The organism is Pseudomonas sp. DCA-1, assembly GCF_046523955.1.
GTDB lineage: Bacteria > Pseudomonadota > Gammaproteobacteria > Pseudomonadales > Pseudomonadaceae > Aquipseudomonas > Aquipseudomonas putida_Y.
Window position 1 is genome coordinate 1,155,962 of sequence record NZ_CP169881.1, and the last position, 25,334, is coordinate 1,181,295.

Genomic DNA, 25,334 nt, shown 5'->3' on the forward strand with positions numbered 1-25,334 from the left:
CGAAGAAGACATCGCCGTGGATGGCACGGGCTTCGCCCGTGTTCGCGGGCAAGCCCGCTCCCACAGGGATCAGCGCATGCAGGATAGGGCCGCAAAGCGGCCCCAGCTATCTCAGGCCAGTTCCTCGGCCTGATCCTCACGCACAACCGCCTTCACTTCATCCAGCCGGCTGATGAACTTCCAGTCCGCCTCGTCGATGTAGATGCCGTTCGGCCCGCTGCCACCTTCCAGGTCGATCGCAACGTGTGCCGATACCTGTGGTTTCACACTCGCCAGAATCGGCACGAAGCCCAGTTGCAGGCTGGTCTCCAGCAGTGCCGCCTGGTTGCGTTCGTCGATGTCTGCCGCTTCGTCCAGGTAGTATGGCAGGCGAATGCGCCCGGCCAGGTCACGGTCCATCAGGTGCAGCAACAGGTACATGTTGGTCAGCGCCTTGATGGTCATGGTGGTGCCGTTGGACGCCGCACCGTCGATGTCGGCGTGGATGACCGGCTGGCCATTGACCTTGGTGATCTCGAACGCCAGCTCGAACAGGTCCTTCAGGCCCAGCTGGTTGTGGTTGGCCGCTACCAGCCGTGCCAGGTACTCCTTGGCCTCCTCGTTCTTGTTGTCCTGATCGGCACTCTGGGTCAGGTCGAAGACCGACAGGGTTTCGCCTTCTTCGTACTGACCGGCACTGTGGATAATCTGGTCGATGTGCTTGAGCGCTTCCTTGTTCGGCGCCAGTACCACGCGGAAGCTTTCCAGGTTGGACACCTGGCGCTTGTTGATCTCGCGGTTGAACAGGGCCAGCTGGTGCTCGAGGCTGTCGTAGTCGCTGCGGATGTTGCGCAGGGTTCGGGCGATGTCGGTGACCGCGGCGCGGCGTGCCTTGGCCAAGGTCAGGGCTTCATCGGTACGGTGCGCGTAGGCGTTCACCAGCAGTTGCAGGCGGCGTTCCATGTCGTCTTCGCTGTCGAACTTGGCCACGCCCTTCAGGCGCACCTGGGCGTACAGCGCCTCGATCTGATTGTCCACCCGCTGCAGGCCTTGCCAGCTGTCCTGGTAGTCATTGAGCAGCGGCAGCAGGTTGTCCATCGAGTCGTCGATGGCTTCCATGTATGGCGTGCCATAGGGCAGGTCGGCCGGCAGCAGTTGGCGACGGCGCAGGGCGTCTTCCAGGGTGCGCTGCTTGGACTCGAGGTCGCCGAGCTGGCGGCCGACCAGTTGCAACTTGGCTGACAGCTGCTGGACGCGCTCGGTGAAGGCGTCGCTGGAGCGCTTGAGTTCGTCCTGGGCCGCTTCCAGTTGCGAGAGCTGTTCCAGTTTCTCGGGCTCTTCGGCGGCGAGGGTCTGGCTGCGGCGGAAGTCTTCCAGCGCCTTCTGCGCGTCCAGCACTTCCTGGTACAGGGTTTCGGTCTGCGCTTTGGAGGCGGAGCGGTCGGCGGCCACGGCCTGCTGGGTTTTTAGCTGCTTGAGCTCTTTTTCCAGGCGCTCTTTCTGGTCGCGCAGGGCGGCGCGGTCGGCCAGGGCCTGCAGGGCCGGCGGGTCGATGTGGGTCAGATCGATGGCCAGGCCGGGGGCCTCGAAGCGCTCGCCCTTGAAGCCGTCGAGCACCGCTTCCAGCGACTTCACCCACAGGTCGCTATCGTCCAGCTCGATGCCGCGGTCGCCCAGCGGCAGGCTGAACAATGCGCCGTTGAACAGGCGCATCAGGCGGTCCACGTCCTGTTGCGAGAACTCTTCGCGCAGGCGGGCGTAGCTGTTGTTGTCAGCGTGATCCAGCTGCTGCTTGACCTGCTTCAGGCGTTTTTCCAGGTCGCGTACGCGCTCGTCGAGGTCTTCGGCACTGAACTGTCGTGACTGGGCCAGAGCACCGGCCAGTTCGTCGTGGGCGTCTTTGGCCGCCAGCAGTTGCTGTTCCAGCACCTTGACGTCGTCGACCAGCGCAAAGCGGTGCTTGAGCACCGACAGCTCGCCTAGCCAGCGCTGGATACCGCTGATTTCACGCTCCAGGCGCATCAGCTCCTGGGTGCCGCCGCGCTGGTCGTTTTGCAGGCGGTCCTGCTCACCACGGTAGTGCTCGGACTGGATGACCAGCTCTTCCTTGCGCGCCATGGCGTATTCCTGCCAGGTGCCCAGCAGGGTGTCGAGCACAGGCGAAATGCGGTGCAGCTTGCCACGCAGGATGTCCCGCTGGGCCACACCGCCGGCCAGGGCCTCGACCAGCGGGCCGGCAGCGACCAGGGCGTTGTAGTCCTGCTCCATGCGGCGTACGTCGCGGAAGGCTTCCTCGCACGCAGCGATGTAGTCGACGCTGCCGGAACGCAGGCTGTGCTCGAAGGCGTCGAGGAACAGTTGCTTGAGTTTGGCGGCGGTGATTTCACGCATGTGCAGCAGATTGATGAACAGCGCGCGGAAGGTTTTCAGGCTTTGCTCGCTGGTGGAGCGCAGCGGGATCATGGTCAGGTCCAGCGGCACCGAGGTGTGGCCGCCCACCAGTAGTCGGCGCAGTTCGTCCGGCTTCAGTTCGTAAGCCTTGATACCCAGGCGTTCAAGGTTGGTGAACAGCTCTTTCTGACGCAGGCAGGTGTCGTTCTTCTGGTAGTGGGCCAGGTCCAGTTCGCCCTTGTAGGCGAAGAACTGGTGGCCGAAACCGCCGCCCGGGCCGCGCCCGACCACACCGATCACGTGCGGGCCGTGGGGCAGGCTCAGTTCGCAGAGAATGTACGAGGTGTCGCTGGCGAAGTAGAAGCGGCGCGACTGCTCAAGGCTGTATTTGCCGAAACTCATGTCCGACATGCGTGCCAGGATCGGGAACTGCAGGGCGTTGATCGACGCCGATTTACCCAGGTTGTTGGCGCCGTATACCGACAGCGGGTGCTCCAGCGGGAACAGGCCAAGGCTGTAGCCGGCGGTGTTGAGCAATGCGAAGCGGCGGATGCCGTAGCGTTCCTGGCTCATGCGTCAATCTCCTGTTGCTCTTCGCGGATGGCCCGGGCCAGGGCGTCCTCTTCGCTTTCCTCGCCCTGGAAAGGCGTGAGGTCGAGCGGGTCGTCGGTGCGGTTGAGTTCTTCGGCGCTTTCTTCCTCGACCAGTACCGGGGTCGGCAGCGGCAGGTCGCTGTGCAGGGTGGCGGCCAGGTCGCGGTCCTGCTGCACTGAAAGGCACACATCGAGGAAGCGGTGCATGGGCGGCAGGAAGCGGTAGATGCCGCCTTCCTCATGGGCGAAGCCGAGCTGGGTCATGCGCCGCAGGATTTTTTCTTCCAGCTCGTCCACGGTCTGCACTTCGGCCTGCAGGAACAGGTCGCGGTACTTGTCCAGCAGCGAGGGCAGTTCGTCGCGGCCGATGCTACCGCCGTCGAGCACGGCCATCGGGTCGCGGCCCTGGTCAGCAAGGTGCTCGACCAGAATGAAGGTGAACAGCGACAGGCGCTGCGCGGTCTTGTTGACCTGCGCGGCGGTCATGTCCGGCACGAAGTAGTAGAAACCACGGGTGTCGCATACCAGCTCGAAGCCCAGGGCCTTGAACAGGGTGCGGTACTGGTCCTGGAAGTTCGACAGCTGGGCGTACAGCTCAGGGTCGCGCCGGCTGATGTGGAAGCCTTTGAACAGCTCGCGGAAGATCGGCGCGAGCTGGGACAGTTCGGAAAGATCAAGATGCATGGGCTGGGCTCGCGTTGGGTTCGGTAGGCGCGCTGGGGGCGTCTTCGCGGCTGGAGGTCAGGGCGAACGAACGCAGGCTGACCAGGTGTTCCTGAGTTGTGTATTCGCGGCGGTCGAGGCGTTCGCGCTTGAAGCGCTTTTCCCGCGAAAGACGCGAGAACCAGTACAGCAGCTCATCGGTGGCGCCTTCGGGCTCCTGCTCCAGCAGCCAGACCATCAGGTCGGGCAGTGGCAGGGCCTGTTCGCAGCGTTCGGTCATTTCCTTGACCGTGCGCGGAGCACGGGGCAGGGCGTCGGACTGGGTCTTGTGGGCTTTGGGGAAACGCGCCGGTTTGGGCTCGAAGCGGGCCAGTGCGTAAACGTAGGCCTCGACCTGGCTGGCACTGCCAAGGAAGGTGCTTTGCGGGCGGGTGAACATCGGCATGGCCGCTTGCGGCACGGCATCGATGCCCTTGCGTCGGATCACCGACAGGGCCAGCGCGGCGCCGCGGGTCACGGCGTTGTGCCGGCGGGCTTCTTCGCGCAGCGGCAGCAGCAGTTCGCGGGCGTGGCGCAGGGTCAACTGGGCGTTGGTCTGCATTTCCAGGATGCGCGCGTGGGTGCGCAGCAGCATGTCGTCGTCGACCAAGTGGCCCAGGCGCGCTTGTTCGCCCAGCAGTTTCAGCAGCACGGTCTCGACCTTGCGTACACCTTGCTCGAAGGCGCCGTCGGCGTTGACCAGCTGGATCATCGGCTCGACGTATTCGTCCCAGGTGGCCAGTACTTCGGCATAACGCTGGCGCAGCGGAATCTGGCGGTTGCTGGTCTTGGCCCGTTCGGCCACGGCCACCAGCGCCTGCTCGTCGTTGTCGAGCTTTTTCAGCACATCGCGCACGCGCATGTCGAGCAGGCGCAGCTGGCGTGCCAGGTCGTCGCTGTCGCGGTTGTCGAAGGCATCCTGGATGTGCCCGGCCAGGCGCTCCAGGTGGCGCAAGTAGGCTTCGATCTCCAGGCACAGGCCCAGCCGGTGTTCGCGGCGCAGGTAGGCGAGGAAGTCGTGGATCTGCGCGTTGAGCTCGAAACGGTTCGGGCTTTTGGCCACCGGGACCAGGATATCCAGGCGGATCCAAACGTCGAGTAGCTGGGTGATGTCCTGCGGGGTGCTTTCGAGCTGCTGGCGAGCCACATGCTGGCGCAGTTCGACCAGGCTCAGGGTGCCCTGGTCGAAACGCTCGCACAGCGGCTCGATCAGGGCCCAGTGTTCGGCTAGGGCGCGCAGGACGCGCTTGGGTTCGATCATTGGCTTCGACTCGTTGCCAAGAAAAAGGGGGCGATTGTACTGCATTCGCGGGGGTGGTTTTTACCCCTTGGTCTGTAATGAGGGATAACCTTGTGGTGTGTAGGTGTATGGCGGGGGTTTGAGGGTGCGGGCGAGATCGAGCGCCGCCCGCGCGGCGCATCGCGAGCTGCGCTCGCTCGTTTGTTTCGGGCCAGTTATTTCTGGGGGATTTGCGCGCGGGCGCCTTGGCGCTTGGCGCGATATTGTGTCGTACAAACAAAACGGTCGCGCGCGCCTGTCACTGGCGTTACTGGCCAGAAACAAACGTAGGAGCGAGCGCAGCTCGCGATGCGCCGCGCGGGCGGCGCTCGATTTCTGCCCCCCCCCAAAAAACCCACGGCAAGCACACCCGGCCATTGCGCAACGTCATGCCAGGCGGTGTGGCCTTGAGGGTATGGCGGTAGAGGTGCGTCGCCTGGGAGACCGAGCGCCGCCTGCGCGGCGCATCGCGAGCTGCGCTCGCTCCTACGTTTGTTTCGGGCCAGTAATGTCTGTGGCAGGCGTGCGCGACCGCCTTGTTTGTACGACGCGATATTCTGTGGTGTGTAGGTGTATGGCGGGGGGTGAGGGTGGGGTCGAGATCGAGCGCCGCCCGCGATCGTGTCCCGGGAAGTGGTGTAACTGAACCAGCCGAAGGCGCCCTGCGGGCGAAAGAGGATGGTCATCGTGGTTCTTGGCTAACGTTGAGTTTGCGAAGACCAAACACTCACCAGAGAAACCACGATGACCAAGCCCACTATCGCATTGACCGAGTTGGTTGAGAAAGGGGCAGACGCTGATCTGCTCAAGCAAATGATCCAGTTCGTTGCCCAGCGCATGATGGAGTTCGACGTCGAAGGCCTGTGCGGCGCGGGCTTCGATGTCAAAAGCCCAGACCGGACAAATAGCCGTAATGGCTACCGCGATCGTCTTTGGCAAACCCGCGCAGGCGACGTCGACCTTAAGATTCCCAAGCTGCGCCAAGGCAGCTATTTCCCTGGTTTCCTTGAACCTCGACGCACCGCTGAGAAAGCCATGGCGGCAGTCATCCAGGAGGCCTACATCCAAGGCGTTTCAACACGCTCAGTGGACGAGCTGGTCAAAGCCATGGGCATGACCGGCATCTCCAAAAGCCAGGTCTCACGGCTAGCTGGTGAGATCGATGAGCGCGTTCACGCCTTCCTTGACCGCCCGCTTGAGGGCGACTGGCCCTATCTCTGGATCGATGCCACCTACGTCAAAGTGCGGGAGGCCGGACGCATCGTCTCGGTCGCCGTAATAATCGCCGTGGCCGTGAACACCGACGGTGGCCGCGAAGTCCTGGGCATGCGGGTTGGGCCGTCAGAGGCTGAGCCGTTCTGGACAGACTTCCTGCGCAGCCTCACGCGACGTGGCTTGCGGGGCGTGAAACTGGTCATCTCCGACGCCCACGAAGGGCTCAAGGCGGCTGTTTCCAAGGTCTTCAACGCGACCTGGCAGCGCTGCCGTGTGCATTTCATGCGTAATGCCATGGCCCACGTCGGCAAAGGTCAGCGCACCATGGTGGCGGCCCTACTGCGCACAGTCTTCGCCCAGGACAGCCGTGCCGAATGCCATCAGCAATGGCGTTTGGTCGCTGATCAGCTACGCGAAAAATACCCCAAGATCGCGACACTCATGGACGGCTGCGAGGATGAAGTGCTGGCTCACATGGCGTTTCCAAAAGCGCACCGACAGCAATTACACAGCACCAATCCACTGGAGCGGCTTAACGCGGAGATCAAACGCCGCACCGACGTCGTAGGCATCTTTCCCAACGATCCTGCAATCACACGGCTGGTAGGCGCGATGCTGCTGGAGCAGAACGACGAGTGGTGCCTGCAACGGCGTTACATGCAGTTGGAGGCCTTTGAGGCAGTCAGCGATAATCCACAGGCCAAGCTGTCGGCCGTGATCAACTAAACGGCGAACTCAGCGGCCAGAACCATGATGAGTTACACCACTTCCCGGGACACGATCCCGCCCGCGCGGCGCATCGCGAGCTGCGCTCGCTCCTACGTTTGTTTCGGGCCAGTAACGCCTGTGACGGGCGCGCGCGACCGCCTTGTTTGTAAGACGTGATATTGCGCCATGCGCCAAGGCGTTCGCGCGCAAATGGCACAGGAATAATTGGCCCGAAACAAACGTAGGAGCGAGCGTAGCTCGCGATGCGCCGCGCGGGCGGCGCTCGGTCTGATAGGCGCTGCAAAAACCACGGCGTACACGTTAGAATGCCCAATTGCCGTCACCCCCTCGGATACCCGCCCCTTGCTGACCGAACCCCGTCGCCGCGCCTACCTTTCCGCCATGCAAGTGGTGCACTGGCTGCCGCGCGCCGAGCTGCCGTTCGCCGCACCGTCGCGGCCCGAACTGCTGCTGCCGGTTGCGCCGGTCGAGGACATCGATTTCGAAGTCCGGCCGGCGTCGGCAACCAACGAAACGCCCGTCATCCCCCAGGCCCGTTCCGGCGAGCGGCCGAAAATCGAGATCCCGCGGCCGGGCAGTATGCCCAAACCCGCCGTCAAACCCGCCGAAGCACCAGAGCCCGCAGCTCCGCGCCCGGTGCCCGTGCCGCCACCGCGCTTCTCGCTGCAGTTGTTGCGCGCCGGCAGTTGCTTGCTGCTGGTGGAGCTGGCCACCGGCCAGCCGTTCCAAAGCCGCGACCCCTCCTACCTGCTGCTCAAGGACATGCTGCGCGCCGCCGGCCTGCCCGACGCCCCGCAGATCATCGGCGAGCCGGTTCGCTGGCCACTGCTGGTGCGCGGCAACATGGACCAGGGGCCGGAGGCTGCGCGCGATTTCGTCCAGGGCTTCGTTCAGGCCCGCCTGGAAGACGCCCCGTGTACCTGTCTGTGGCTGGTCGGCCTGCCTGCATTGCGTTTTGCCGCCAATGCCGACGCCGAGGCCTACTACCAAACCCTGACGCTTGACAGCCTGGGCGACGCCTGGGCATTGCCGGGCCTTGAACTGTTGATGGACGAGCCGCAACGCAAGGCGGACGTCTGGAAAGCCATGCGCCAGCTGATGGCGCGCTGGAAGAGCGTTGAATGAGTGACTCAATCAGCTTCCGCCCGATGACCGAGGCGGATCTGGATGCCGTACTTAAGATCGAATATGCCGCGTTCAGTCATCCTTGGACCCGTGGAATCTTTCAGGATGCGCTCAAATCGTACGAAGTCTGGCTGATGTTCGACGGCCAGCAGCAAGTGGGTCATGGCGTGATCAACGTGATCATCGACGAAGCGCACCTGCTCAACATCACCGTAAAACCGGAAAACCAAGGCTGCGGCCTGGGCCTGCGTCTGCTCGAGCACCTGATGGCCCGGGCCTATCAGCTCAATGGCCGCGAATGCTTCCTGGAAGTGCGCGCCAGCAATCAGTCGGCCTATCGTTTATACGAACGTTACGGTTTCAACGAAATTGGCCGCCGCCGCGACTATTATCCGATCGCCGGCGGCCGTGAAGACGCCCTGGTGATGGCCTGCACCCTGTTCGAAGACTGACTTTGCAGGGGTGTACCCGGGCGCGCAGGCTTTGTTCTCGGCAGGGGCGGATAAAAAATGAGAAAACTGCTTTTGGCAGCGGGCCTGTGTGTAGCAAGCGCGGCCCACGCAGACGAGCGCGACGTTTGGATGTTCGCCCAGTGGGCGGGTGATCATCAAACCCGCCCCTTCCGTGAAATGCTGGTAGATGCCCGGCTTTACGGTGTAGTGCCAATTCACCAGTTGCTGCGCTCGGCATCGGACTGGAAACAGTGCCACGCATCGCCTTTCGCCGTACCGCCCCCCGCCAATTGGGCGGCTGTACGCTCGACCCTCGCGTTGATCAATGCACTCGACGACCAAGGCATCCTGCGCCAGTTCGAGGTGGTTTCGGCTTACCGTGAGCCGCGTCTGAACGCCTGTGCGGGCGGGGCAGCCAACAGTGCGCATGCCCGCGCGTTCGCCGTCGACATACTGCTGCCGGCGTGGGCCGATCCCAATCCGCTGTGCCGTTTCTGGCAGCAGCACGGCCAAACCTGGAACATGGGCCTGGGCCGCTACCCATCAGGCCGCATTCATGTGGATACCGCCGGCTATCGCACCTGGGGTGGCGATGGCAGTGCCGGGTCGTCGTTCTGCATCAAGCCCAAATGAGCCAGGCAACCCCGGCATTCGTCCATTATCCACTCGGCGAAGCGCTGGCACTTGTCGCTGTCGGGCAGGGGCTGTGGGCTGAGCAGGTGGTAGGCCGAGCCATCGCGCACAAAACCGTACGGCGCCTGCAACTGCCCGCTGTCGAGTTCGTCGCGCACCATCAGGGCTGAGGCAATGGCCAGGCCCAGGCCGGCGCTGGCGGCCTGAATCGACAGGTAGAAATGTTCGTAGTCGCTGCGTTCGCTGTGTCGTGCCTGCTGGCCGCTCAGCCGCAGCCAGGTGGGCCAGGCAGTGGGACGGGTGGCGCTGTGCAGCAGCCGTTGGCCTTCAAGGAGGGCAGGGGAGGCGGCGTGGCAAACCGGGCCGATCCATTCGTCGCAGATTTTCTGGCTGTACAGCTGGTTGTCCCAGTGGAAGTCGTCGCGGCGAATTGCCAGGTCGATACCGCTGCGGGCGAAGTCCAGCGGGCCGCCTGCGGCTACCAGGTGCAACTGAAGGTCGGGGTGGGCGGCATGGAATCTCGGTAAGCGCGGGATCAGCCAACGCATGGCGATGGTCGGCTCGCAGGACAGCACAAGCACATTGTCGCGGACCTGGTGCTGCAAACGCTGCACGGCACCCTCCAGCTGCTCGAAGATCGCCTGGGTGGTGCCTTGCAGGGCACGGCCGGCGGGGGTGAGGAAAATGGCCCGGTTGCGGCGCTCGAACAGTTCCACACCAAGGCTTTCTTCCAGCAGGCGTATTTGGCGGCTGACCGCGCCGTGAGTGACGTGCAAGTGCTCGGCGGCGCGCACGAAGCTCTCGGTCTGGGCGGCGATGTCGAAGTAGCGGAAGGCGTTGAGTGGCGGCAGTTTCATGATATCCCGGTTCAGCTTTGCCGGCCTCTTCGCGGGTAAATAGGTGGCATGTGGGAGCGGGTTTACCCGCGAAGAGGCCCAGGCAGGCTGTAAATGTCTGTGAAAAAAACTATCAGATTTATCTCAGCATAAATCGATTTTTCCGCGTCGGTAAGCGCTTGATAATTGGCGGTCTGTGCATTTCCATCGCCTATCGAGAACCCTCAGCATGACCGAACTCATTGCCGTCGCCCTGTTCACCTTGCTCGCCGTCATAAGCCCCGGCGCAGACTTCGCCATGGTCACCCGCAGCAGTTATGCACAGGGGCGCAAGGCCGGGCTGGCTGCTGCCGTAGGCATCGCCCTGGGGGTGCAGGTGCATGTGTTGTACACAGTGTTGGGCATTGCCGTAATCATCAGCCAGAGCCCGGCGCTGTTCCTGATCATGAAAGTGCTGGGTGCGGGCTACCTGATCTACCTGGGGTACAAGTCATTGACCAACACCCGGCGCATCAGCCTGGACGGGGTTGGCCGGTCCGCTGCCGGCGTACTGCAAGCGCTGCGCACCGGCTTTCTGACCAATGCCCTCAACCCCAAGACCATGTTGTTTGTCATCAGTGCCTTCACCCAGGTGGTACAGCCTGGCAGCCCGTTGACGCTGAACTTCGCCTACGGTGCGTTCATGTCCGTTGCCCATTGGCTGTGGTTCAGCCTGGTGGCGGTATTTTTCTCCAGTACGGCATTGCGCAAGGCGATGATCGAGCGGCAAGTGCTGGTGGACCGGGCCATTGGTCTGGCATTGATCGGGCTGGGCCTGGCTGTGGCGGTGACCGGAATGCGTTGAGGCGGCGATTGCAGTAGCCAAGCTGAGATTCGAGGTTGCTGCTGGAAGGGTTTTACGCTGGTGCCAGCGAACTTTTTTGCAGGCAAAGAAAAAGGGCTTACCTTGCGGTAAGCCCTTCGTCTTGTTTGGTGGCTACACAGGGACTTGAACCCCGGACCCCAGCATTATGAATGCTATGCTCTAACCAACTGAGCTATGTAGCCGATGGCGCGCATTATTCTCTTGAACGCCCCCTCTGTCAACACTCATTTCAAAAAAAATTTGCACGCTTTCAAAAACTTAGCGGCCAGCCCCGGTTTCAGTGCACCAGAAGCCAGTGCCCGCGCACGTCCAGCAACTGCAGCTGCTGGGTTGCAGCCAGGGATTGCAGGCTTTGGCCACGCCGGTCGAGGTAGAAGTCGCCGCACACCCGCCGAGACCATCCGCTGCTCGCCCTGCATGGCGGGCTATCTGCAAGCGAGTGCCCTGCACCAGATGCAGTCGTTTTCAAGCGTGTGGCAACAGGCGAATAAAAAGGTAGCTATGTATCTATTTGTTTCCCGATAATCGGATCCCAAACCTGAGGACGGAGATTTAGGTAAATGGCCACCAGTAGTGCCTCCACCGCACCCACCCCGGTAGCGGCAAGCCAAGCCACGCCGTTGGTGATGCGTATCATCGGTTTCTGCGCCTTGGCGCACTTGATCAACGACCTGATCCAGTCAGTGCTGCCGGCGATCTACCCGATGCTCAAGGCCAACTACGACCTGAGCTTCGCCCAGATCGGCATGATCACCCTGACGTTCCAGATCACCGCCTCGCTGTTGCAGCCTTGGGTCGGCTTCTTCACCGATCGCCGGCCCACGCCAAATCTGCTGCCGCTAGGCACCCTGTGCACGTTGGTGGGGATTGTGATGCTGGCCTTCGTTGGCAGCTTTCCGATGATCCTGCTGGCGTCGGCGCTGGTGGGCATCGGCTCGTCGACCTTCCACCCGGAAACCTCGCGTATTGCAAGGTTGGCCTCGGGCGGGCGCTTCGGCCTGGCCCAATCGACCTTCCAGGTCGGTGGCAACACCGGTTCCGCTCTGGGCCCGCTGCTGGCAGCGGCCATCGTCATTCCGTTCGGCCAGACCCATGTGGCGTGGTTCGGCGTGGCTGGGCTGTTCTTCCTCGGCGTCACCCTGATGCTGCGCGGCTGGTACAAGGAGCACCTCAATCAGGCCAAGGCGCGCAAGGCGGTTCAGGCTACCCACGGCATTTCGCGTAATCGGGTCATTGCGGCGTTGATCGTGCTGGGCCTGCTGGTGTTCTCCAAGTACTTCTACATGGCCAGCTTCACCAGCTACTTTACGTTCTACCTGATCGAGAAGTTCGGTGTGTCGGTGGCCAGCTCGCAGCTGCACCTGTTCCTGTTCCTCGGCGCGGTGGCGGCGGGCACCTTCTTTGGCGGGCCGATCGGTGACCGTATCGGGCGCAAGGCAGTCATCTGGTTTTCAATATTGGGCGTGGCGCCGTTCACGCTGGCGCTGCCGTATGCCGATTTGTTCTGGACCACAGTACTGAGTGTGGTGATCGGCTTTATCCTGGCTTCTGCGTTTTCCGCGATCGTGGTGTATGCGCAGGAACTGGTGCCGGGCAGCGTGGGCATGATTGCCGGGATCTTCTTCGGTCTGATGTTCGGCTTTGGTGGCATTGGCGCTGCGCTGTTGGGGTACGTAGCAGACCTGCATGGTATCGAGTATGTGTACGGGTTGTGCTCGTTCCTGCCATTGTTCGGGTTGTTGGCGGTGTTCCTGCCAAGTACAGGTAAACGCTGAGAGCGCCGGGGGCCTCTGCCAGGCCCCCGGGCAATTGACTCGCCCCCCGGAGGTGGCTAGAGTGCCGCCTCTTTTTCAATCACCTGCGTAGTAGCCAAAGCAATGCGCCGTACCCAGTCCCTCCCACACGCCCGCCAGCCTGCCTTCCAGGCACTGCGTCGTGCATGGCCGAGTGACACGGTGCTCAAGCGCCGCCGCAGCGTGCTGTTTGCCTTCACCTTCTCGCCACACCTCGCCTGAACTGATCTGCGCTTTCGCGTCGCTCGCCGTCCCGGCGTGCGCGCCTGTTTCTGCACGTCTTTTCGGTTTGCCAGGAGTGGTACATGAACATGCGTTTGTTGGCGGGCTTGTTGTTCGCCGTTTCTGTCGTGGGTTTCAGTTTGGGGGCCAGCTTGCCGCTGGTGTCGTTGCGCCTGCATGAAGCGGGGGCGAGCACACTGGAAATCGGCATCATCTCGGCCATCCCAGCCGCCGGCATGATGCTCTCTGCTTTTCTGGTCGACGTCTGCTGCCGCCATCTCACCCGCCGCACCATCTATCTGCTGTGTTTCAGCCTGTGCACGGTCAGCATCGCCTTGCTCGAGTCGGCGTTCGGCTCGTTGTGGCTGCTGGCGCTGCTGCGCCTGAGCCTGGGGCTTGGCATGGGGATCGCCATCATCCTTGGCGAGTCGTGGGTCAACGAACTGTGCCCCGAGCATAACCGCGGCAAGATCATGGCCCTGTACGGCACCAGCTTTACGGGCTTTCAGGTGCTCGGCCCGGCCATGCTGGCAGTGCTGGGCGCCGATAGCCCTTGGATCACGGGTGTCGTCACGGTCTGTTATGGGCTGGCGTTGCTGTGCATCGTGCTGACCGTGCCCAACGACCATGTCGAGCACGAAGAGGGCGAAAAAAGCTTCGGCCTGGCCGGATTCTTCCGGGTGGCTCCGGCGTTGTGCATGGCGGTGCTGTTCTTCTCGTTCTTCGATGCTGTGGTGCTGTCGCTGCTGCCGGTGTACGCCACCAGCCATGGCTTTGCCGTTGGCGTGGCGGCATTGATGGTGACGGTGGTGTTTGCCGGCGACATGCTGTTCCAGCTGCCGCTGGGCTGGTTGGCCGACCGGGTTGAGCGCACCGGGCTGCACCTGGCGTGCGGGCTGGTGGCGATGGTGATCGGCATCGGTTTGCCCTGGCTGCTGAACCTGACCTGGCTGCTGTGGCCGCTGTTGGTAGTGCTGGGCGCGGTGGCGGGTGGCATTTATACCCTGGCGCTGGTGCTGATCGGGCAGCGCTTCAAGGGCCAGGACCTGGTCACTGCCAATGCCAGTGTGGGCTTGCTGTGGGGTGTGGGCAGCCTGGTAGGGCCGCTGGTCAGTGGGGCAGCCATGAATGTCGCGCCCCACGGTTTGCCCATGGCGCTGGCGCTGATGGCCGGGCTGTTCGTGTGCTTTGCCAGGCAGTCATACCGGCGACGTGGGCGGATGCGGGCTGTGGCGCAGTGATATCCCTTTACGCCGCGCCGATGCTTACCCAATAGCGCGTCCTGTACTCGACCCGCACGGGCAGGCTGCGGGTGAGCAGTTGCAGGATTTGCCCGGTGTCAGCCAACTGATAGGTGCCTGAAACCTTCAAGCCCGCCACTTCTGGAGCGCAGCGCAGCAGGCCCGGTCGGTAGCGGCCAAGTTCGGTAACAAACTCGGCGAGTGGCATCTGCTGCACGCTGAGTACACCTTCGGTCCAGCCCCAGGGGTCGTTGTGCAGCGTTCTGGCCTGAATGCTGCCGTTGGTTCCGACTTGCAGGGTTTCACCTGGCAGCACTTGCCTCGCTGAGGCCAAGGCAGGGAACAACGTGACTTCACCACGACGCACCGACAGCAGCAGGCCCTGGCCGTTTTCGCGTAGCAACAGCTGGCCATCGAAGGTGGTCAGCGGGCCGACACGGGTGGCGATGTGGAACGGGCGGTTGTCGCTGGGGTTGCTGTCCAGGCTGACCTCGCCATGGATCAGTTTCAGCTGGCGTTGCTCCGCGCTGTAGTGCAAGTCGATGGCACTGGCGGTGTTGAGCTGGATTCGGCTGCCATCACTGCCTTGCCATCGGCGCTGCTCGCCTGTGGCGGTGCTGGTGTCGGCCAGCAGTTGTGGCAGGCCTAGCGTTTCGCGCGCGGCCCAGCCCAGGCTGCCGCCCACGGCCAACAGCCCCAGCAACTTCAGGTGGTCCCTGCGGCTGGCTTTGGGGGGCTGGCTCGCGTCCAGGGTGCGCCGGCTCAGGTCCTTGGGCAGCCCGGCCAGTTCATCGCCCAGATTACTGACCCGCTGCCAGGCCAGGCAGTTGTGTGGGTGGCTGGCCAGCCAGTGTTGAAACTGCTGCTCGGTGCGCGGACTGGGGCTGTCGAAACGCAGCTTCACCAGCCAGTCGATGGCCTGATCGACCTGAGCCTGTGCGGGCGTATCATCAGGCATCGGCATAGCGCAACCGGTAGCAGACGCCCAGGGCCTTGGCCAGGTCGCGTTCAACGGTGGCCCTGGACACCTCCAGACGTTGGGCAATCTGCGCGATGCTCAAACCGTCTAGCTGGGCCAGCAGGAACGCTTGGCGCACGCGCGGTTTCAACTGGTGCAAGGCGCGGTCGAGGCGTTCCAGGCTATCGAGGATGACAAGCTTATCCTCTTCGCTGGGCACTTCTGCTTCGGGCAGGTGAGCCAGGCTTTCCTGGTAGGCCCGCTCCAGCGCACGGCGGCGGAACTGGTCGATCATCAAGCCGCGGGCGATGCTGCTAAGGTAGGCGCGCGGTTCTTTGAGCGGCGACACCTGGCGGGCGCGCAACAACCGCACGAAGGTATCCTGGGCCAGGTCTGCGGCATGTTCACTGCAACCGATCCGGCTGCGTAACCAACCACGCAACCAGGCATGGTGAGACTGGTAGAGCAGAGCAACCTCGGTTGGCTTGAGCGTGTCGTTGATCTGCATCGTAGAGAAGGCCCAGTCCAGTGATGTTTGCGATTGTGAATGGTTCTCAATTCTATGCGGGGAAGATGGCGCCGAGCAATGGCATGCCAAAGATTAACTGCGCAAGAACCGGCGTTTGCCCGATGAACGGCTGCGCTAAGCTGGACCTGCAATCGATTTGATGGAGGTGCCATGATGCTGGCCGACCTTTCGCCCGAGGCCTATCGCGAGGCCACACAACACCTGGCAGCACTCGACCCGGACTGGTCGCGGCACATCGCAGCGATCGGGCCCTGCCTGCACCAGGCTACGCCGGGACGTGAGCCTTATGAGGCGTTGGTGCGGGCGATTGCCTACCAGCAACTGCACGCCCGTGCCGCCGAGGCGATCCTGGGGCGGTTGCTGGCGCTGTTTCCGGCAGATGATTTTCCGCAGCCAGAGCAGTTGCTGGCGGTAAACCCGGAAACCCTGCGTGCCTGCGGCTTTTCGGCGAGCAAGCTGGAGACGGTCCAGGGCATTGCTCAAGCCACCCTGGAGGGCCTGGTACCCACGCGGGAGCAGGCGTTAACCATGGCTGACGAGGCGTTGATCGAACGCCTGGTAGCGCTGCGTGGAGTAGGGCGGTGGACGGTGGAGATGCTGCTGATCTACAGCCTGGGGCGGTCCGACATTCTTCCAGTGGACGATTTTGGCGTGCGCGAGGGGTATCGGCGGCTCAAGGGGCTGGAGAAGGCGCCGACACCGGCACAAATGCGCTCGCTGGGCGGCGCCTGGCGGCCGTTTCGTACCGTGGCGGCCTGGTACCTGTGGCGGGCCTGAGGTTTTTGCATCGCCTGTACAGGCAACAACATATCCGGGAATCATAGATGAACCTGTACACCACCCCCGACCAACGCTGGCAAGCCGTAGCGTGCCGAGACACTGCCGCTACGGGCCACTTTGTCTATGCCGTACGTACCACCGGCGTCTACTGCCACCCCGGCTGCAAATCACGCCAGGCCAAGCGCATGAACGTCGAGTTCTACGACACCGCCGCGGCCGCCGAGGCTGCCGGCTACCGCGCTTGCAAACGCTGTATCAGCAAGGCCAGTGCCACCCGACACAGCCAGCTCGTCACCCATGCCTGCCGCTTGATCGAGGCCAGCGACCCCGCGCCAAGCCTCGACCAACTCGGTGCACGGCTGGCCGTCAGCCCTTTCCACCTGCATCGGCTGTTCAAGGCTGAAACCGGGGTCACCCCCAAAGCCTATGCCACGGCCTTCCGTGCCCGGCGGCTGCGTGCGCACCTGGAAGATGGCCAGCGTTCGGTCACCGATGCTATCTACGACGCCGGCTACAACTCCAACAGCCGCTTCTACGAAAGCGCCGACCAGCGCCTGGGCATGCGCCCCCGGCAATACCGCGCCGGCGGCGCCGGGGCAACCATTCACTTCGCCCTTGGCCAGTGCTCGCTGGGTGCAATACTGGTAGCCCAGAGTGACAAGGGCATCTGCGCAATCTTGCTGGGTGACGACCCCGAGGCCCTGTTGCACGATCTGCAGGACCAGTTCCCCAAGGCCCACCTGATTGGCGGTGACAGCGCTTACGAACAGCTGGTCGCCGAAGTGATCGGTTTCGTCGAAGCGCCGGCTTTGGGCCTGGCCTTGCCGCTGGATGTGCAAGGTACCGCGTTTCAGGAGCGAGTGTGGCAGGCGCTGCGTGAGGTGCCGGCCGGCAGCCGGGTCAGCTACACCGACATCGCCGCGCGCATTGGCGCCCCCAAGGCCGTGCGGGCGGTAGCCATGGCCTGCGCGGCCAACCCTATTGCCGTGGCCATCCCTTGCCACCGCGTGGTACGCCGGGATGGTGATATCAGCGGCTACCGCTGGGGCGTGGAGCGCAAACAGCAGTTGCTGAAGCGAGAAACGGCACTCTCCTGACTGCCCGAAGCCGCGTAGAATCCCCCGCCAAATCGAATTGCTAAGAGGAATATTCGATGAGGCGTGTCAGCCTTGACCGTTATTGCCCGGGCCTGCTGGTCCTGCTGGCCCTGATGCTGGTACTTGCCAGCCCGGCCTGGTCGGCCCCAGCCACGCCATTGTCCAATCTGACGGCTGCCGAAGCGCCAGCATTGGACGAAAACGCCAGCCTCGAACAGCTGAGCGACCACTTGGACCTCATCCGCCAGGGCGTCACCAGCGACGCCAACGACGACGCGCTGTCGCAACTGCGCCTCGCAGCGATGCAGGTTCAGCGTCAAGCTGATGCATTGAGTGCACAGCGCACTGCCGACGTGGGAAGGCTCGACGACCAGCTGAAGGTCATCGGCCCGGCCCAGCCGGACGAGGCCGCTACCCTGACACAGCAGCGCAAAGCGCTGGAGGCCGAGAAAAAGGCGCTGGTAGCCCAGCAGGATCAGGCCACCAAGCTGACCCAGTCGGCCCGCGACCTGTCCACGCAAATCGTCAACCTGCGCCGCAGCCAGTTCAACTCGCAAATCACCAGCCGTGCAGCCTCGCCGCTGAGCCCGGCGTTCTGGCAGAGCATCATCCGCCCCACCCAGGATGACGTGGCGCGCCTGCGTGACTTGCGCGGCGAGGCGGCCGATGCCATCGGCAGCGCCTTCAGCGCCGAAAACCGCTGGCAGTTCGTTGCCAGCCTGGTGGCAGCGATTCTGGTGTGGACGTTGGTGCGGCGCGTGCTTGAACGCATGCTGGCCAGTGCCATGGTCCGCTGGTTGCCCGACGGCCGCCTGCGCCGCAGCGCCTTGGCTCTGGGCGTTAGCCTGGCCACCCTGGGTACCATCGCCGGCTCGGTTTCGTTGCTGCGCTGGGGGCTGGAAAGCAATGCGCAATTGGGTTCGGACATCGCCAGCCTGACCAACCACATCCTCACCCTGGTAGTGTTCAGTGCCTTCATTACCGGCCTGGGCCGCGCCATGCTGATGCTGCAGCGCCCGTCCTGGCGGCTGCCGGCGATCCACGACCAAGTCGCCAGTGCGTTGGGCTGGTTCCCGAAGGTGCTGGCATTGGCACTGATGGTCATGATGACCATGGAGCGCATGAACAGCGTGATCGGCGTCAGTCTGGCGCTGACGGTGGCCGTCAACGGGCTGACCGCGCTGGTGGTGGCGTCCACCTTTGCCAGCGCGCTGCTGTGTTATCGCCGCACCCTGCGCAAGCATGACCTGCAGCGCCCGACGGGCCTGGCCGGGCTGATCCCGTTCGTGATGGTCATCTGGCTGACGTTGATTCTGCTGGCACTGTTCACCGGCTACCTGACACTCGCCTATTTCCTCACCGCCAAGCTGTTGTGGGTCAGCCTGGTGATCACCTGTGCCTACTTGCTGACCACCTTCCTCGGCGACCTGTGCGAAACCCTGCTGTCGCCCCGCCAGCCCGGTGGCCTGGCACTGGCCTCGACCCTGGGCCTGGCGCCTCGTCACCAGGCGCAGGTCAGCACCATACTGGCCGGTGTCGGCCGCACCATCGTGCTGTTCCTGGCGCTGTTGCTGGTGTTGATGCCGTCAGGCACCAGCCCCAGCGAATTGCTGCTGAGCCTTGGCGACTGGGATGGGACCGGGGGCAAGCTACTCGGCAACCTGAACATCGTGCCGCAGGACATCCTGCTGGCCCTGGCGATCTTCCTCGGCGGCCTGTTCGCCATCCGTGTGGTCAAGCGCTGGCTAAGCGATCGCCTGCTGCCGGAAACCGACATGGACGCCGGCATGCGGGCCTCGTTGGTAACCCTGGTGGGCTACCTGGGTTTCCTGTTCCTGGCCATGCTGGTGATGTCGACCTTGCGCATCAACCTCACCAGCCTGACCTGGGTGGTCAGTGCCCTGTCGGTCGGTATCGGTTTCGGTTTGCAGCAGATCGTGCAGAACTTCATTTCCGGCCTGATCCTGCTGACCGAGCGCCCGGTCAAGGTAGGCGACTGGGTCAGCCTGGCGGGTGTCGAGGGCGATATCCGCCGCATCAATGTGCGCGCCACCGAGATCCAGATGTCTGACCGTTCCACGGTGATCGTGCCCAACTCGCAGTTCATCTCGCAGAACGTGCGCAACGTGACCATGGGCAATGCGCTGGGCGTGGTCAGCATTACCCTGACTCTGCCGCTGGAGACTGATGCCAACCGTGTGCGGGAGTTGCTGCTGGCGGCTTACCATGAGCATGAGGCGATTCTGGACGCGCCCGCTGCCTCGGTGTCATTCAAGGACCTGACGGCCAGCGGTATGGTGATTGGTGTAAGTGGCTACGTGGCCGGGCCGCGACAGGTGTCCGGCACCCGCAGCGACCTTCTGTTCACCATTCTTGGCCGGTTGCGTGATGAAGGCATTCCACTGTCTTCGCCGCAGAGCATGGTGCTGGTGCAGGAAGGTGCGCGGCCGGCTGACGAGTCGGTGTAGGCATCGGGGGGCAAGGCACCCCCAACTCAATGCTGTTTGGCCTGCCTGATACGCAGCAGTATCACCAGCAGCACCAGCAGGACTGGCGGCGCCATGGCCATCAAGCCATCGCGCGCCGTCAGTCCCAACCCCAGTACATTCAGCCCGCCATACAAAAGCTTGAACAGATTCAGCAGGTAATAGGTGATGGCGATGATCGACAGCCCCTCCACCGCTCGCTGGATTTTCACCTGGGCATCTGCCCGGGCATTGAGGCTGCGCAAGATCTCGGCGTTCTGCTCCTCCATCTCAACTTGCACCCGCGCCTGCAGCAAGTCGCCCAGGTTGGCCACGTTCTTCGCCAACTGCTCCAGCCGTTGCTCGGTGGCTGCGCAGTAGCGCACGGTCGGCTTGAACCGGCGCTCGATGAATACCCCAAGGCGCTGGCAGTCACCCACATGGCTTTCCCGCAACTCCCCCAGGCGTTCGAACACCAGCTGTGCGTAGGCCTGGGTGGCGCCAAAGCGGTGACGGGTTTTTACCGTGCGGCTTACAACCTGACGTGACAGGTGGGCAATGGCTTCCAAGAGCCCCTTGGAATCATGGCCATCGACCCCGGCACTGCGCTCGGAGAGGCAGACCAGGGTATTGTCGAAGGCATCCAGTTCCTGGCTCAGTTGCTTGGCCGTGCTCAGGGTCAGCGAAGCCATCATGCGGTACGTCTCGATTTCCAGCAGGCGGCGGATCATGCGGCCCTGGCGGTAGGCATTGAGGCGCCTGTTGATGAACAGGAAGCGGTTGGTGCCATCCTCGGTCAGGCGGAAGTCGCTCCACACCACCGCATCGCCACCACCCACGCACGAGCCGCACGGGTCTTTGAAACCGTAGTGGGCCAGGTTCAGGTCCTGTTCGTGACGTACCAGCACCTGCACTGCATTGATCACCTGCGCCGCCTGCGGCGCAATCGCCTCGGCCAGCACCGGCGGCAGGGTTTGCCATGTGATATCGGCTGTGGTGCATGGCACAACCAGCGTCAACGTGAAGAACTCGGTGTGCCGCTCCCATTTGAACGGGTGGCCATCCATGTCAGTGATGCCTTGTGCGGCACCGGTGTCCGAAACATCAGGGCAGCAGCGTTGTAGCAATGCTGTACAGGCAGCATCGCCGCCGAGCAAGGCCAGGTGGAAGACATGCGCCGGGCCGTCGAAATAGAGTGACGGACGGGCGTGCAGTTCATTGTGCAAGGCGGTGCGTTGAGGGTGCATGGGTGGTCCGGCCTGGTGTTGTGATTATGGGGCTACCAGGAAGTGGGACTTTGCGGGCACTGGAGAAAGTCACGCGGGGGGAATGTTTGTATGGCCTGTACCGGCCTCTTCGCGGGTGAAACTGCTCGTGGGCGCTCAACAGTTGAAAAGCCTTCGCGGTCGCCTGTAGGCGCGTGTTTACCCGCGAAAGGGCCGGCCCTGCTGGCCAATTTCCACCGGCCGCTCACCGTCGCAGCCGCCACCGTATTCGCGGGTAAACCCGTTCCTACACACAGCACAGGCCGTTGTAGGAGCGGGTTCACCCGCGAACACCGGCAGAGCCGGTGCCATCCACCGCGTTGGTTTCTTCGCGGGCATGCCCGCTCCCACAAGATGACCACAGGCCTGAGGTGTTGTGGATTACCTGTGGGGGCTTACCCGCGAGGAGGCCGGAAAACCATAGATTTCGCCTTGCCCCACGGTTTGATGATTAATCACCTCGATTTCAAAGCCTTTCCAGGCATTGCCGCCGTTGAATCTGCAGGTTGCTGTCTGCCGACTGACACCGGTGAAAAGCTTCAACGCGGCCCCTTGCGATATCAGCCCAGACAGCGGGTTACATGCTTGACCGACTGATAGGCTGACAACCCCCAAGGCCCCAGCTCACGGCCGATCCCGCTGCCTTTGGTGCCACCCCATGACGTTTCGACGAACACCGCCTGCACCGAATTGATCCACACATGGCCAACTTCCAGCGCATCGGCCACGCGTTCGGCGCGTTCCAGGTCGGCGGAGCACACCGTGGCGACCAGCCCGAAGCGGCTGTCATTGGCTTCGGCAATGGCCTGTTCCTCGGTGGCAAAGCGCCGTGCGCAGAGCACCGGGCCAAAGATTTCCTCGGTCCACAGGCGGCTGTCTTTCGGCACATCGGTATACAGCGTTGGGCTGACGAACCAGCCTTCACGGTCCAGTGCATGGCCGCCAGCCAGGCACTGCAAACCTTCTTCCCGCGCCGTGGCAAAGTAGCTGGCCACCTTCAGCCACTGCGCCTGGCTGGTCAGCGGGCCCATGTCGACCTCTTCGGTCAAAGGATTACCCACCCGCAAGTTTGCCAGTGCCGCCTGCAAGCGCGGCAGCAATGTATCGGCAATGCCGTCCTGCACCAGCAGCCGCGATGTGGCCGAACACATCTGACCTGCGTTCCAGCTGATGCCGGCCACAATCCATTCCACCGCCTGGTCGACATCGCAATCCTCGAACACCACGATGGCCGACTTGCCGCCCAGTTCCAGCGTCACCGGCCGGCACTGCGCCGAAGCGCTGCGCATCACCTGGCTGCCGACGCTGTTGCTACCTGTGAACGACAACTTGTCCAGGCCGTTGTGGTTGCTTAGCGCGGCGCCGGTCTCGGCCTTGCCGTTGACGATGTTCAGTACCCCGGCCGGCAGGCCCAAGGCGTCGGCGATCTGGCCGTAGGCCTGCTCGATCAGCGGCGTAACCTCTGAAGGCTTGAGCAGCACGGTGCAACCGGCGGCCAAGGCCGGAGCAAGTTTCCAGGCGCTGGTCACCAACGGGAAGTTCCACGGCACGATCAGGCCGACCACGCCCACCGGTTCAAGGCGGGTGCGGGCGGTGAAACCCGGCGCAGCCAGCGGCACAGTGCGGTTTTTCGATGGCAGTTGCTCGGCCAGCTCGGCGTAATAGCCAAAGGTGGCGATGGCGTCATCCAGGTCGATTTCCGCTTCGTGACGCGGTTTGCCGTTATTGCGCATCTGCAGGGTGACAAGCGCTTCACGGCGTTGCCCGAGCTGTTCGGCGAAACCACGCAGGAAGGCGGCACGTTCACTGGCGCCGGTGCTTTTCCAGGCGGGCAGGGCGCTGCGGGCAGCGGCGACGGCCTGGTCGACCTGGCTCACGCTGGCGGCCATCAGCTCGGCGAACGGTTGCCCCAGTGCAGGGTCGTTGACACTGATGCAGTCGCTGCCTTGGCCTTCGACCCAATGGCCGGCGATATAGTGGGAAGTGGTCATGGTCGGTTTCCAGTCAGGCCATTTCGGCAGTGGTCACAGGCGTATGCGCGGTGCTTTTGCAACGCACCCATCGCGGGCCCAAGGGGCCATACACGCCAGCAGGTTCAGGGAACAGGTTGAGCAACAGCAGGTACAGCACGCCAGCCAGCCCCAGCGTGACCGGCAGGCTCAGGTCGATGCCGCCAGCCAGGTCACCCAGTGGGCCGACGAACTGCCCCGGCAGGTTGACGAAGCACAGGCCAACCGCCGCGCTGGGGATCCACGCCCCCATGCCGCGCCAGTTCCAACCGTGCAGGAACCAGTAGTGGCCACCACGCTGGCCGCGGGTGAACACCTGCAGGTCGTCGGCGTGGTAGAAGCCGCGGCGGGTAATCAGGCCAAGGATCATGATCACCATCCACGGGCTGGTGCAGGTAATGATCAGCACGGCAAAGGTCGATACGCTCTGCACGAGGTTGAAGGTGAAGCGGCCAATGAAGATGAAGCCGATCGCCAGCACGCCGATCAGCAGGGTGGCGCCGGCTCGGCTGAGCATGCGTGGGAACACGCTGGACATGTCCAGGCCGGTGCCATACAGCGCGGTGGTGCCGGTGGACATGCCGCCGATCACCGCAATCAGGCACACCGGCAGGAAGAACCAGCTTGGCGCTACCGCCAGCAGGCCGCCCACATAATTGTTGGCGGCGATGTAGTCCGGCGCCTGGGTGGCGACCAGGGTGGCCGTACACAGGCCGAACAGGAACGGAATCAGCGTCGCCCCCTGTGCCGCGATCACGGCCAGCATGATGCGCGCCTTGGGTGTTTCACGTGGAATGTAGCGCGACCAGTCACCCAGAAACGCACCGAACGACACCGGGTTGCTCATGGCCAGGATCGCCGCGCCGACGAACGCAGCCCAGAAACCTGCCTGGCCAAGGTTGACGCTGCCTGCGTAGCCCGCATCGAAGGGCCCGGCAAAGGCGACGATGCCTAGCAGGAACAGCAGGCTCGAGGCCCACACGGCAATCTTGTTGACCCACAGCATGAAGCGGAAGCCAAAGATGCATACCACCAGTACCAGCACCGCGAACAAGCCGTAGGCCAGGCCCAGGGTCAGGTCGGTCTCTGGCAGGCCGGCCAGGCGCTTGGCACCACCGACCAATGCATCGCCCGAGCTCCACACCGAAAGCGAGAAAAACGCCACCGCCGTGAGCAGCGACAGGAACGAGCCGACGATGCGCCCGTGTACGCCAAAGTGCGCGCCTGATGAAACGGCGTTGTTGGTGCCGTTAAGCGCGCCGAACAGCCCCATCGGGGCGAGGATCAGTGCGCCGATGCCAACGCCAAGCAGAATCGCCCACACACCGGCCTGGAATGACAACCCGAAAAGCACCGGGAAGCTGCCCAATACGGCGGTAGCGAAGGTATTAGCACCGCCGAAGATCAGGCGGAACAGGTCCAGCGGGGAGGCGTCGCGTTGATCGGCGGGGATCTGTTCGACGCCGTTGGTCTCGATACCGGTCGAGTGGCTCATGGTGGTGCTCCAGCGCGGTTGTTGTAGCCAGCGCAGTGCGCGGGCCTTTTTGTGGGTGCGATGGCAGGGCGGCAGCGCCGCGTAAAGGGTGATCAGGCCGGCGTTACGACCGACAGGTGCTCGTGGCAGGCCAGCCACTGTTCACCAAGGCGGCGGAAGACGATGGTCTCGCGCTCGCTCAACTGCTGCTCTTCACCGGCGATGCGGATACGCGTGGCCACATCGTGCATGAAAATAGCCACGTCGCCTTGCAGGCTTACATGGGCGTTGCCCGATTCGCAGGCAAGCACGGTAAAGCCCTCGGCCTGCCACTGGGCCCACAGCTCTTCATAGGCGCGACGCGACAGCAGCGGATACGGCAAGGTGTGAAACAGAAAGGTGGCGTCTTCGCTGAAGCAGGCGAAATAGCGGGCGGTGTCGTTGCTGGCGAACGCCGCGACGAGGTCGGCGGCAGCTTGCCGCACTTGGAGTGTCTGGTCCACGGGAGTGGCCTCACGGTTTTTTGTGATTGTGGTGAAGCGATTCTGGTGGCGGTTGGCGAGGGGAAAAATCGCTGGCGGCAAATAATCAGTTCAGGAATTTGTGAAGTGATGGGGCACATAGCAGTACAGGCAAGCCGACTGACGGTCTCTCCCACCCTCCATCCTTGCCTACGCTGATACTCCCAACCCGCTGAAGCAA

General features: G+C 63.2%; 21 protein-coding genes, 1 tRNA gene and 1 pseudogene. 11 read left to right on the forward strand and 12 right to left on the reverse strand.

What is annotated here, in order from left to right; genetic code table 11:
• Positions 1–111 precede the first annotated feature (111 nt).
• Genes mksF through mksB form a run of 3 tightly spaced genes read right to left on the reverse strand, consistent with a single transcriptional unit; the run spans position 112 to position 4,926 of the window.
• The gene (gene mksF, locus ACE4QZ_RS05660) at positions 112–2,943 is read right to left on the reverse strand and encodes an Mks condensin complex protein MksF (RefSeq protein ID WP_021784162.1); all 2,832 of its coding nucleotides are present in this window, start codon (positions 2,941–2,943) and stop codon (positions 112–114) included.
• Positions 2,940–3,647: an Mks condensin complex protein MksE gene (mksE, locus tag ACE4QZ_RS05665; protein WP_103463282.1), complete on the reverse strand. Its 708-nt coding sequence runs from the start codon at positions 3,645–3,647 to the stop codon at positions 2,940–2,942. The genes mksF and mksE overlap by 4 nt, the downstream gene beginning before the upstream one ends.
• A complete protein-coding gene (gene mksB, locus ACE4QZ_RS05670) occupies positions 3,637–4,926 on the reverse strand; it encodes an Mks condensin complex protein MksB (RefSeq protein ID WP_021784160.1) in 1,290 nt (429 codons plus the stop codon). Before mksB ends, mksE begins: the two co-directional genes overlap by 11 nt.
• 762 nt (positions 4,927–5,688) lie before the next feature.
• Here mksB and ACE4QZ_RS05675 point away from each other — a divergent pair.
• The 4 genes from ACE4QZ_RS05675 to ACE4QZ_RS05690 all read left to right on the forward strand — a co-directional run bounded on the left by ACE4QZ_RS05675 (position 5,689) and on the right by ACE4QZ_RS05690 (position 9,098).
• Positions 5,689–6,885 (forward strand): IS256 family transposase, encoded by a 1,197-nt coding sequence (locus ACE4QZ_RS05675; RefSeq protein WP_004575957.1) that lies wholly within the window; start codon positions 5,689–5,691, stop codon positions 6,883–6,885.
• Between the two features lie 345 nt (positions 6,886–7,230).
• A complete protein-coding gene (locus ACE4QZ_RS05680; protein ID WP_103463281.1) occupies positions 7,231–8,013 on the forward strand; it encodes an energy transducer TonB in 783 nt (260 codons plus the stop codon).
• On the forward strand, positions 8,010–8,465 hold the full coding sequence (rimI, locus tag ACE4QZ_RS05685; protein ID WP_004575708.1) for a ribosomal protein S18-alanine N-acetyltransferase: 456 nt from the start codon (positions 8,010–8,012) through the stop codon (positions 8,463–8,465). Before ACE4QZ_RS05680 ends, rimI begins: the two co-directional genes overlap by 4 nt.
• A 57-nt stretch (positions 8,466–8,522) precedes the next feature.
• Positions 8,523–9,098, forward strand: a complete 576-nt coding sequence (locus ACE4QZ_RS05690) for a D-Ala-D-Ala carboxypeptidase family metallohydrolase (protein ID WP_103463280.1) — start codon at positions 8,523–8,525, stop codon at positions 9,096–9,098.
• Here ACE4QZ_RS05690 and ACE4QZ_RS05695 read toward each other — a convergent pair.
• Positions 9,038–9,955, reverse strand: coding sequence for a LysR substrate-binding domain-containing protein (locus ACE4QZ_RS05695; protein ID WP_103463279.1), 918 nt, complete (start codon positions 9,953–9,955; stop codon positions 9,038–9,040). The two genes, ACE4QZ_RS05690 and ACE4QZ_RS05695, sit on opposite strands and share 61 nt — an antisense overlap.
• A gap of 208 nt (positions 9,956–10,163) precedes the next feature.
• Between ACE4QZ_RS05695 and ACE4QZ_RS05700 the strand changes: the two genes are divergently transcribed.
• Positions 10,164–10,778: a LysE family translocator gene (locus ACE4QZ_RS05700; RefSeq protein WP_021784741.1), complete on the forward strand. Its 615-nt coding sequence runs from the start codon at positions 10,164–10,166 to the stop codon at positions 10,776–10,778.
• 126 nt (positions 10,779–10,904) lie between these two features.
• Here the strand turns inward: ACE4QZ_RS05700 and ACE4QZ_RS05705 are convergent.
• Positions 10,905–10,981: transfer RNA gene (locus tag ACE4QZ_RS05705), tRNA-Met, on the reverse strand.
• 95 nt (positions 10,982–11,076) lie between these two features.
• Positions 11,077–11,193: pseudogene (locus tag ACE4QZ_RS05710) on the reverse strand (peptide ABC transporter substrate-binding protein); the annotation flags it as partial.
• Positions 11,194–11,359: 166 nt separating this feature from the next.
• Between ACE4QZ_RS05710 and ACE4QZ_RS05715 the strand changes: the two are divergent.
• The 3 genes from ACE4QZ_RS05715 to ACE4QZ_RS05725 all read left to right on the forward strand — a co-directional run bounded on the left by ACE4QZ_RS05715 (position 11,360) and on the right by ACE4QZ_RS05725 (position 14,055).
• Positions 11,360–12,574, forward strand: coding sequence for an MFS transporter (locus tag ACE4QZ_RS05715; protein WP_103463278.1), 1,215 nt, complete (start codon positions 11,360–11,362; stop codon positions 12,572–12,574).
• Positions 12,575–12,676: 102 nt separating this feature from the next.
• Positions 12,677–12,814 carry a hypothetical protein gene (locus tag ACE4QZ_RS05720; protein ID WP_003247435.1) on the forward strand — a complete coding sequence of 46 codons (138 nt, stop codon included), beginning with the start codon at positions 12,677–12,679 and terminating at the stop codon, positions 12,812–12,814.
• A gap of 83 nt (positions 12,815–12,897) precedes the next feature.
• Entirely contained in the window at positions 12,898–14,055 is a 1,158-nt protein-coding gene (locus ACE4QZ_RS05725) for an MFS transporter (RefSeq protein WP_103463277.1), read from the forward strand.
• 7 nt (positions 14,056–14,062) lie between these two features.
• Here the strand turns inward: ACE4QZ_RS05725 and ACE4QZ_RS05730 are convergent, their stop codons facing one another.
• Together ACE4QZ_RS05730 and ACE4QZ_RS05735 are read right to left on the reverse strand one after the other, a co-directional pair.
• Entirely contained in the window at positions 14,063–15,019 is a 957-nt protein-coding gene (locus ACE4QZ_RS05730; RefSeq protein ID WP_103463276.1) for a FecR domain-containing protein, read from the reverse strand.
• On the reverse strand, positions 15,006–15,521 hold the full coding sequence (locus tag ACE4QZ_RS05735) for a sigma-70 family RNA polymerase sigma factor (protein ID WP_103463275.1): 516 nt from the start codon (positions 15,519–15,521) through the stop codon (positions 15,006–15,008). Before ACE4QZ_RS05735 ends, ACE4QZ_RS05730 begins: the two co-directional genes overlap by 14 nt.
• A 171-nt stretch (positions 15,522–15,692) precedes the next feature.
• On the opposite strand from ACE4QZ_RS05735, the gene ACE4QZ_RS05740 reads away from it, so the two are divergent.
• From ACE4QZ_RS05740 to ACE4QZ_RS05750, 3 genes are read left to right on the forward strand one after another with little or no spacing between them, the layout of a single operon-like run.
• Positions 15,693–16,319 carry a DNA-3-methyladenine glycosylase family protein gene (locus ACE4QZ_RS05740; protein ID WP_103463274.1) on the forward strand — a complete coding sequence of 209 codons (627 nt, stop codon included), beginning with the start codon at positions 15,693–15,695 and terminating at the stop codon, positions 16,317–16,319.
• A gap of 47 nt (positions 16,320–16,366) precedes the next feature.
• Positions 16,367–17,419 carry a bifunctional DNA-binding transcriptional regulator/O6-methylguanine-DNA methyltransferase Ada gene (gene ada / locus ACE4QZ_RS05745; protein ID WP_021784748.1) on the forward strand — a complete coding sequence of 351 codons (1,053 nt, stop codon included), beginning with the start codon at positions 16,367–16,369 and terminating at the stop codon, positions 17,417–17,419.
• A gap of 56 nt (positions 17,420–17,475) precedes the next feature.
• Complete coding sequence (locus ACE4QZ_RS05750; protein ID WP_103463272.1) at positions 17,476–19,887, forward strand: DUF3772 domain-containing protein; 2,412 nt, start codon at positions 17,476–17,478, stop codon at positions 19,885–19,887.
• 26 nt (positions 19,888–19,913) lie between these two features.
• Here the strand turns inward: ACE4QZ_RS05750 and ACE4QZ_RS05755 are convergent, their stop codons facing one another.
• The 4 genes from ACE4QZ_RS05755 to ACE4QZ_RS05770 form a co-directional block, all read right to left on the reverse strand.
• A complete protein-coding gene (locus ACE4QZ_RS05755; protein ID WP_021784750.1) occupies positions 19,914–21,131 on the reverse strand; it encodes a DUF3422 domain-containing protein in 1,218 nt (405 codons plus the stop codon).
• A gap of 578 nt (positions 21,132–21,709) precedes the next feature.
• Positions 21,710–23,140 carry an aldehyde dehydrogenase family protein gene (locus ACE4QZ_RS05760; RefSeq protein WP_103443474.1) on the reverse strand — a complete coding sequence of 477 codons (1,431 nt, stop codon included), beginning with the start codon at positions 23,138–23,140 and terminating at the stop codon, positions 21,710–21,712.
• Between the two features lie 13 nt (positions 23,141–23,153).
• Positions 23,154–24,653: a purine-cytosine permease family protein gene (locus tag ACE4QZ_RS05765; protein ID WP_021784752.1), complete on the reverse strand. Its 1,500-nt coding sequence runs from the start codon at positions 24,651–24,653 to the stop codon at positions 23,154–23,156.
• Positions 24,654–24,745: 92 nt separating this feature from the next.
• A complete protein-coding gene (locus ACE4QZ_RS05770; RefSeq protein WP_103463271.1) occupies positions 24,746–25,135 on the reverse strand; it encodes a YybH family protein in 390 nt (129 codons plus the stop codon).
• Between the last annotated feature and the right edge of the window lie 199 nt (positions 25,136–25,334).

Bases quoted from the DNA above. Each gene is read 5' to 3' on its own strand.
- mksE (WP_103463282.1), bottom strand. From the start codon at position 3,647: ATGCATCTTGATCTTTCCGAACTGTCCCAGCTCGCGCCGATCTTCCGC.
- ACE4QZ_RS05675 (WP_004575957.1), top strand. From the start codon at position 5,689: ATGACCAAGCCCACTATCGCATTGACCGAGTTGGTTGAGAAAGGGGCA.
- ACE4QZ_RS05695 (WP_103463279.1), bottom strand. From the start codon at position 9,955: ATGAAACTGCCGCCACTCAACGCCTTCCGCTACTTCGACATCGCCGCC.
- ACE4QZ_RS05720 (WP_003247435.1), top strand. From the start codon at position 12,677: ATGCGCCGTACCCAGTCCCTCCCACACGCCCGCCAGCCTGCCTTCCAG.
- ACE4QZ_RS05765 (WP_021784752.1), bottom strand. From the start codon at position 24,653: ATGAGCCACTCGACCGGTATCGAGACCAACGGCGTCGAACAGATCCCC.
- ACE4QZ_RS05700 (WP_021784741.1), top strand. From the start codon at position 10,164: ATGACCGAACTCATTGCCGTCGCCCTGTTCACCTTGCTCGCCGTCATA.
- ACE4QZ_RS05750 (WP_103463272.1), top strand. From the start codon at position 17,476: ATGAGGCGTGTCAGCCTTGACCGTTATTGCCCGGGCCTGCTGGTCCTG.
- ACE4QZ_RS05760 (WP_103443474.1), bottom strand. From the start codon at position 23,140: ATGACCACTTCCCACTATATCGCCGGCCATTGGGTCGAAGGCCAAGGC.
- mksB (WP_021784160.1), bottom strand. From the start codon at position 4,926: ATGATCGAACCCAAGCGCGTCCTGCGCGCCCTAGCCGAACACTGGGCC.
- ACE4QZ_RS05755 (WP_021784750.1), bottom strand. From the start codon at position 21,131: ATGCACCCTCAACGCACCGCCTTGCACAATGAACTGCACGCCCGTCCG.
- ACE4QZ_RS05735 (WP_103463275.1), bottom strand. From the start codon at position 15,521: ATGCAGATCAACGACACGCTCAAGCCAACCGAGGTTGCTCTGCTCTAC.
- ACE4QZ_RS05690 (WP_103463280.1), top strand. From the start codon at position 8,523: ATGAGAAAACTGCTTTTGGCAGCGGGCCTGTGTGTAGCAAGCGCGGCC.
- ada (WP_021784748.1), top strand. From the start codon at position 16,367: ATGAACCTGTACACCACCCCCGACCAACGCTGGCAAGCCGTAGCGTGC.
- ACE4QZ_RS05725 (WP_103463277.1), top strand. From the start codon at position 12,898: ATGAACATGCGTTTGTTGGCGGGCTTGTTGTTCGCCGTTTCTGTCGTG.
- ACE4QZ_RS05740 (WP_103463274.1), top strand. From the start codon at position 15,693: ATGATGCTGGCCGACCTTTCGCCCGAGGCCTATCGCGAGGCCACACAA.
- rimI (WP_004575708.1), top strand. From the start codon at position 8,010: ATGAGTGACTCAATCAGCTTCCGCCCGATGACCGAGGCGGATCTGGAT.
- ACE4QZ_RS05715 (WP_103463278.1), top strand. From the start codon at position 11,360: ATGGCCACCAGTAGTGCCTCCACCGCACCCACCCCGGTAGCGGCAAGC.
- mksF (WP_021784162.1), bottom strand. From the start codon at position 2,943: ATGAGCCAGGAACGCTACGGCATCCGCCGCTTCGCATTGCTCAACACC.
- ACE4QZ_RS05730 (WP_103463276.1), bottom strand. From the start codon at position 15,019: ATGCCGATGCCTGATGATACGCCCGCACAGGCTCAGGTCGATCAGGCC.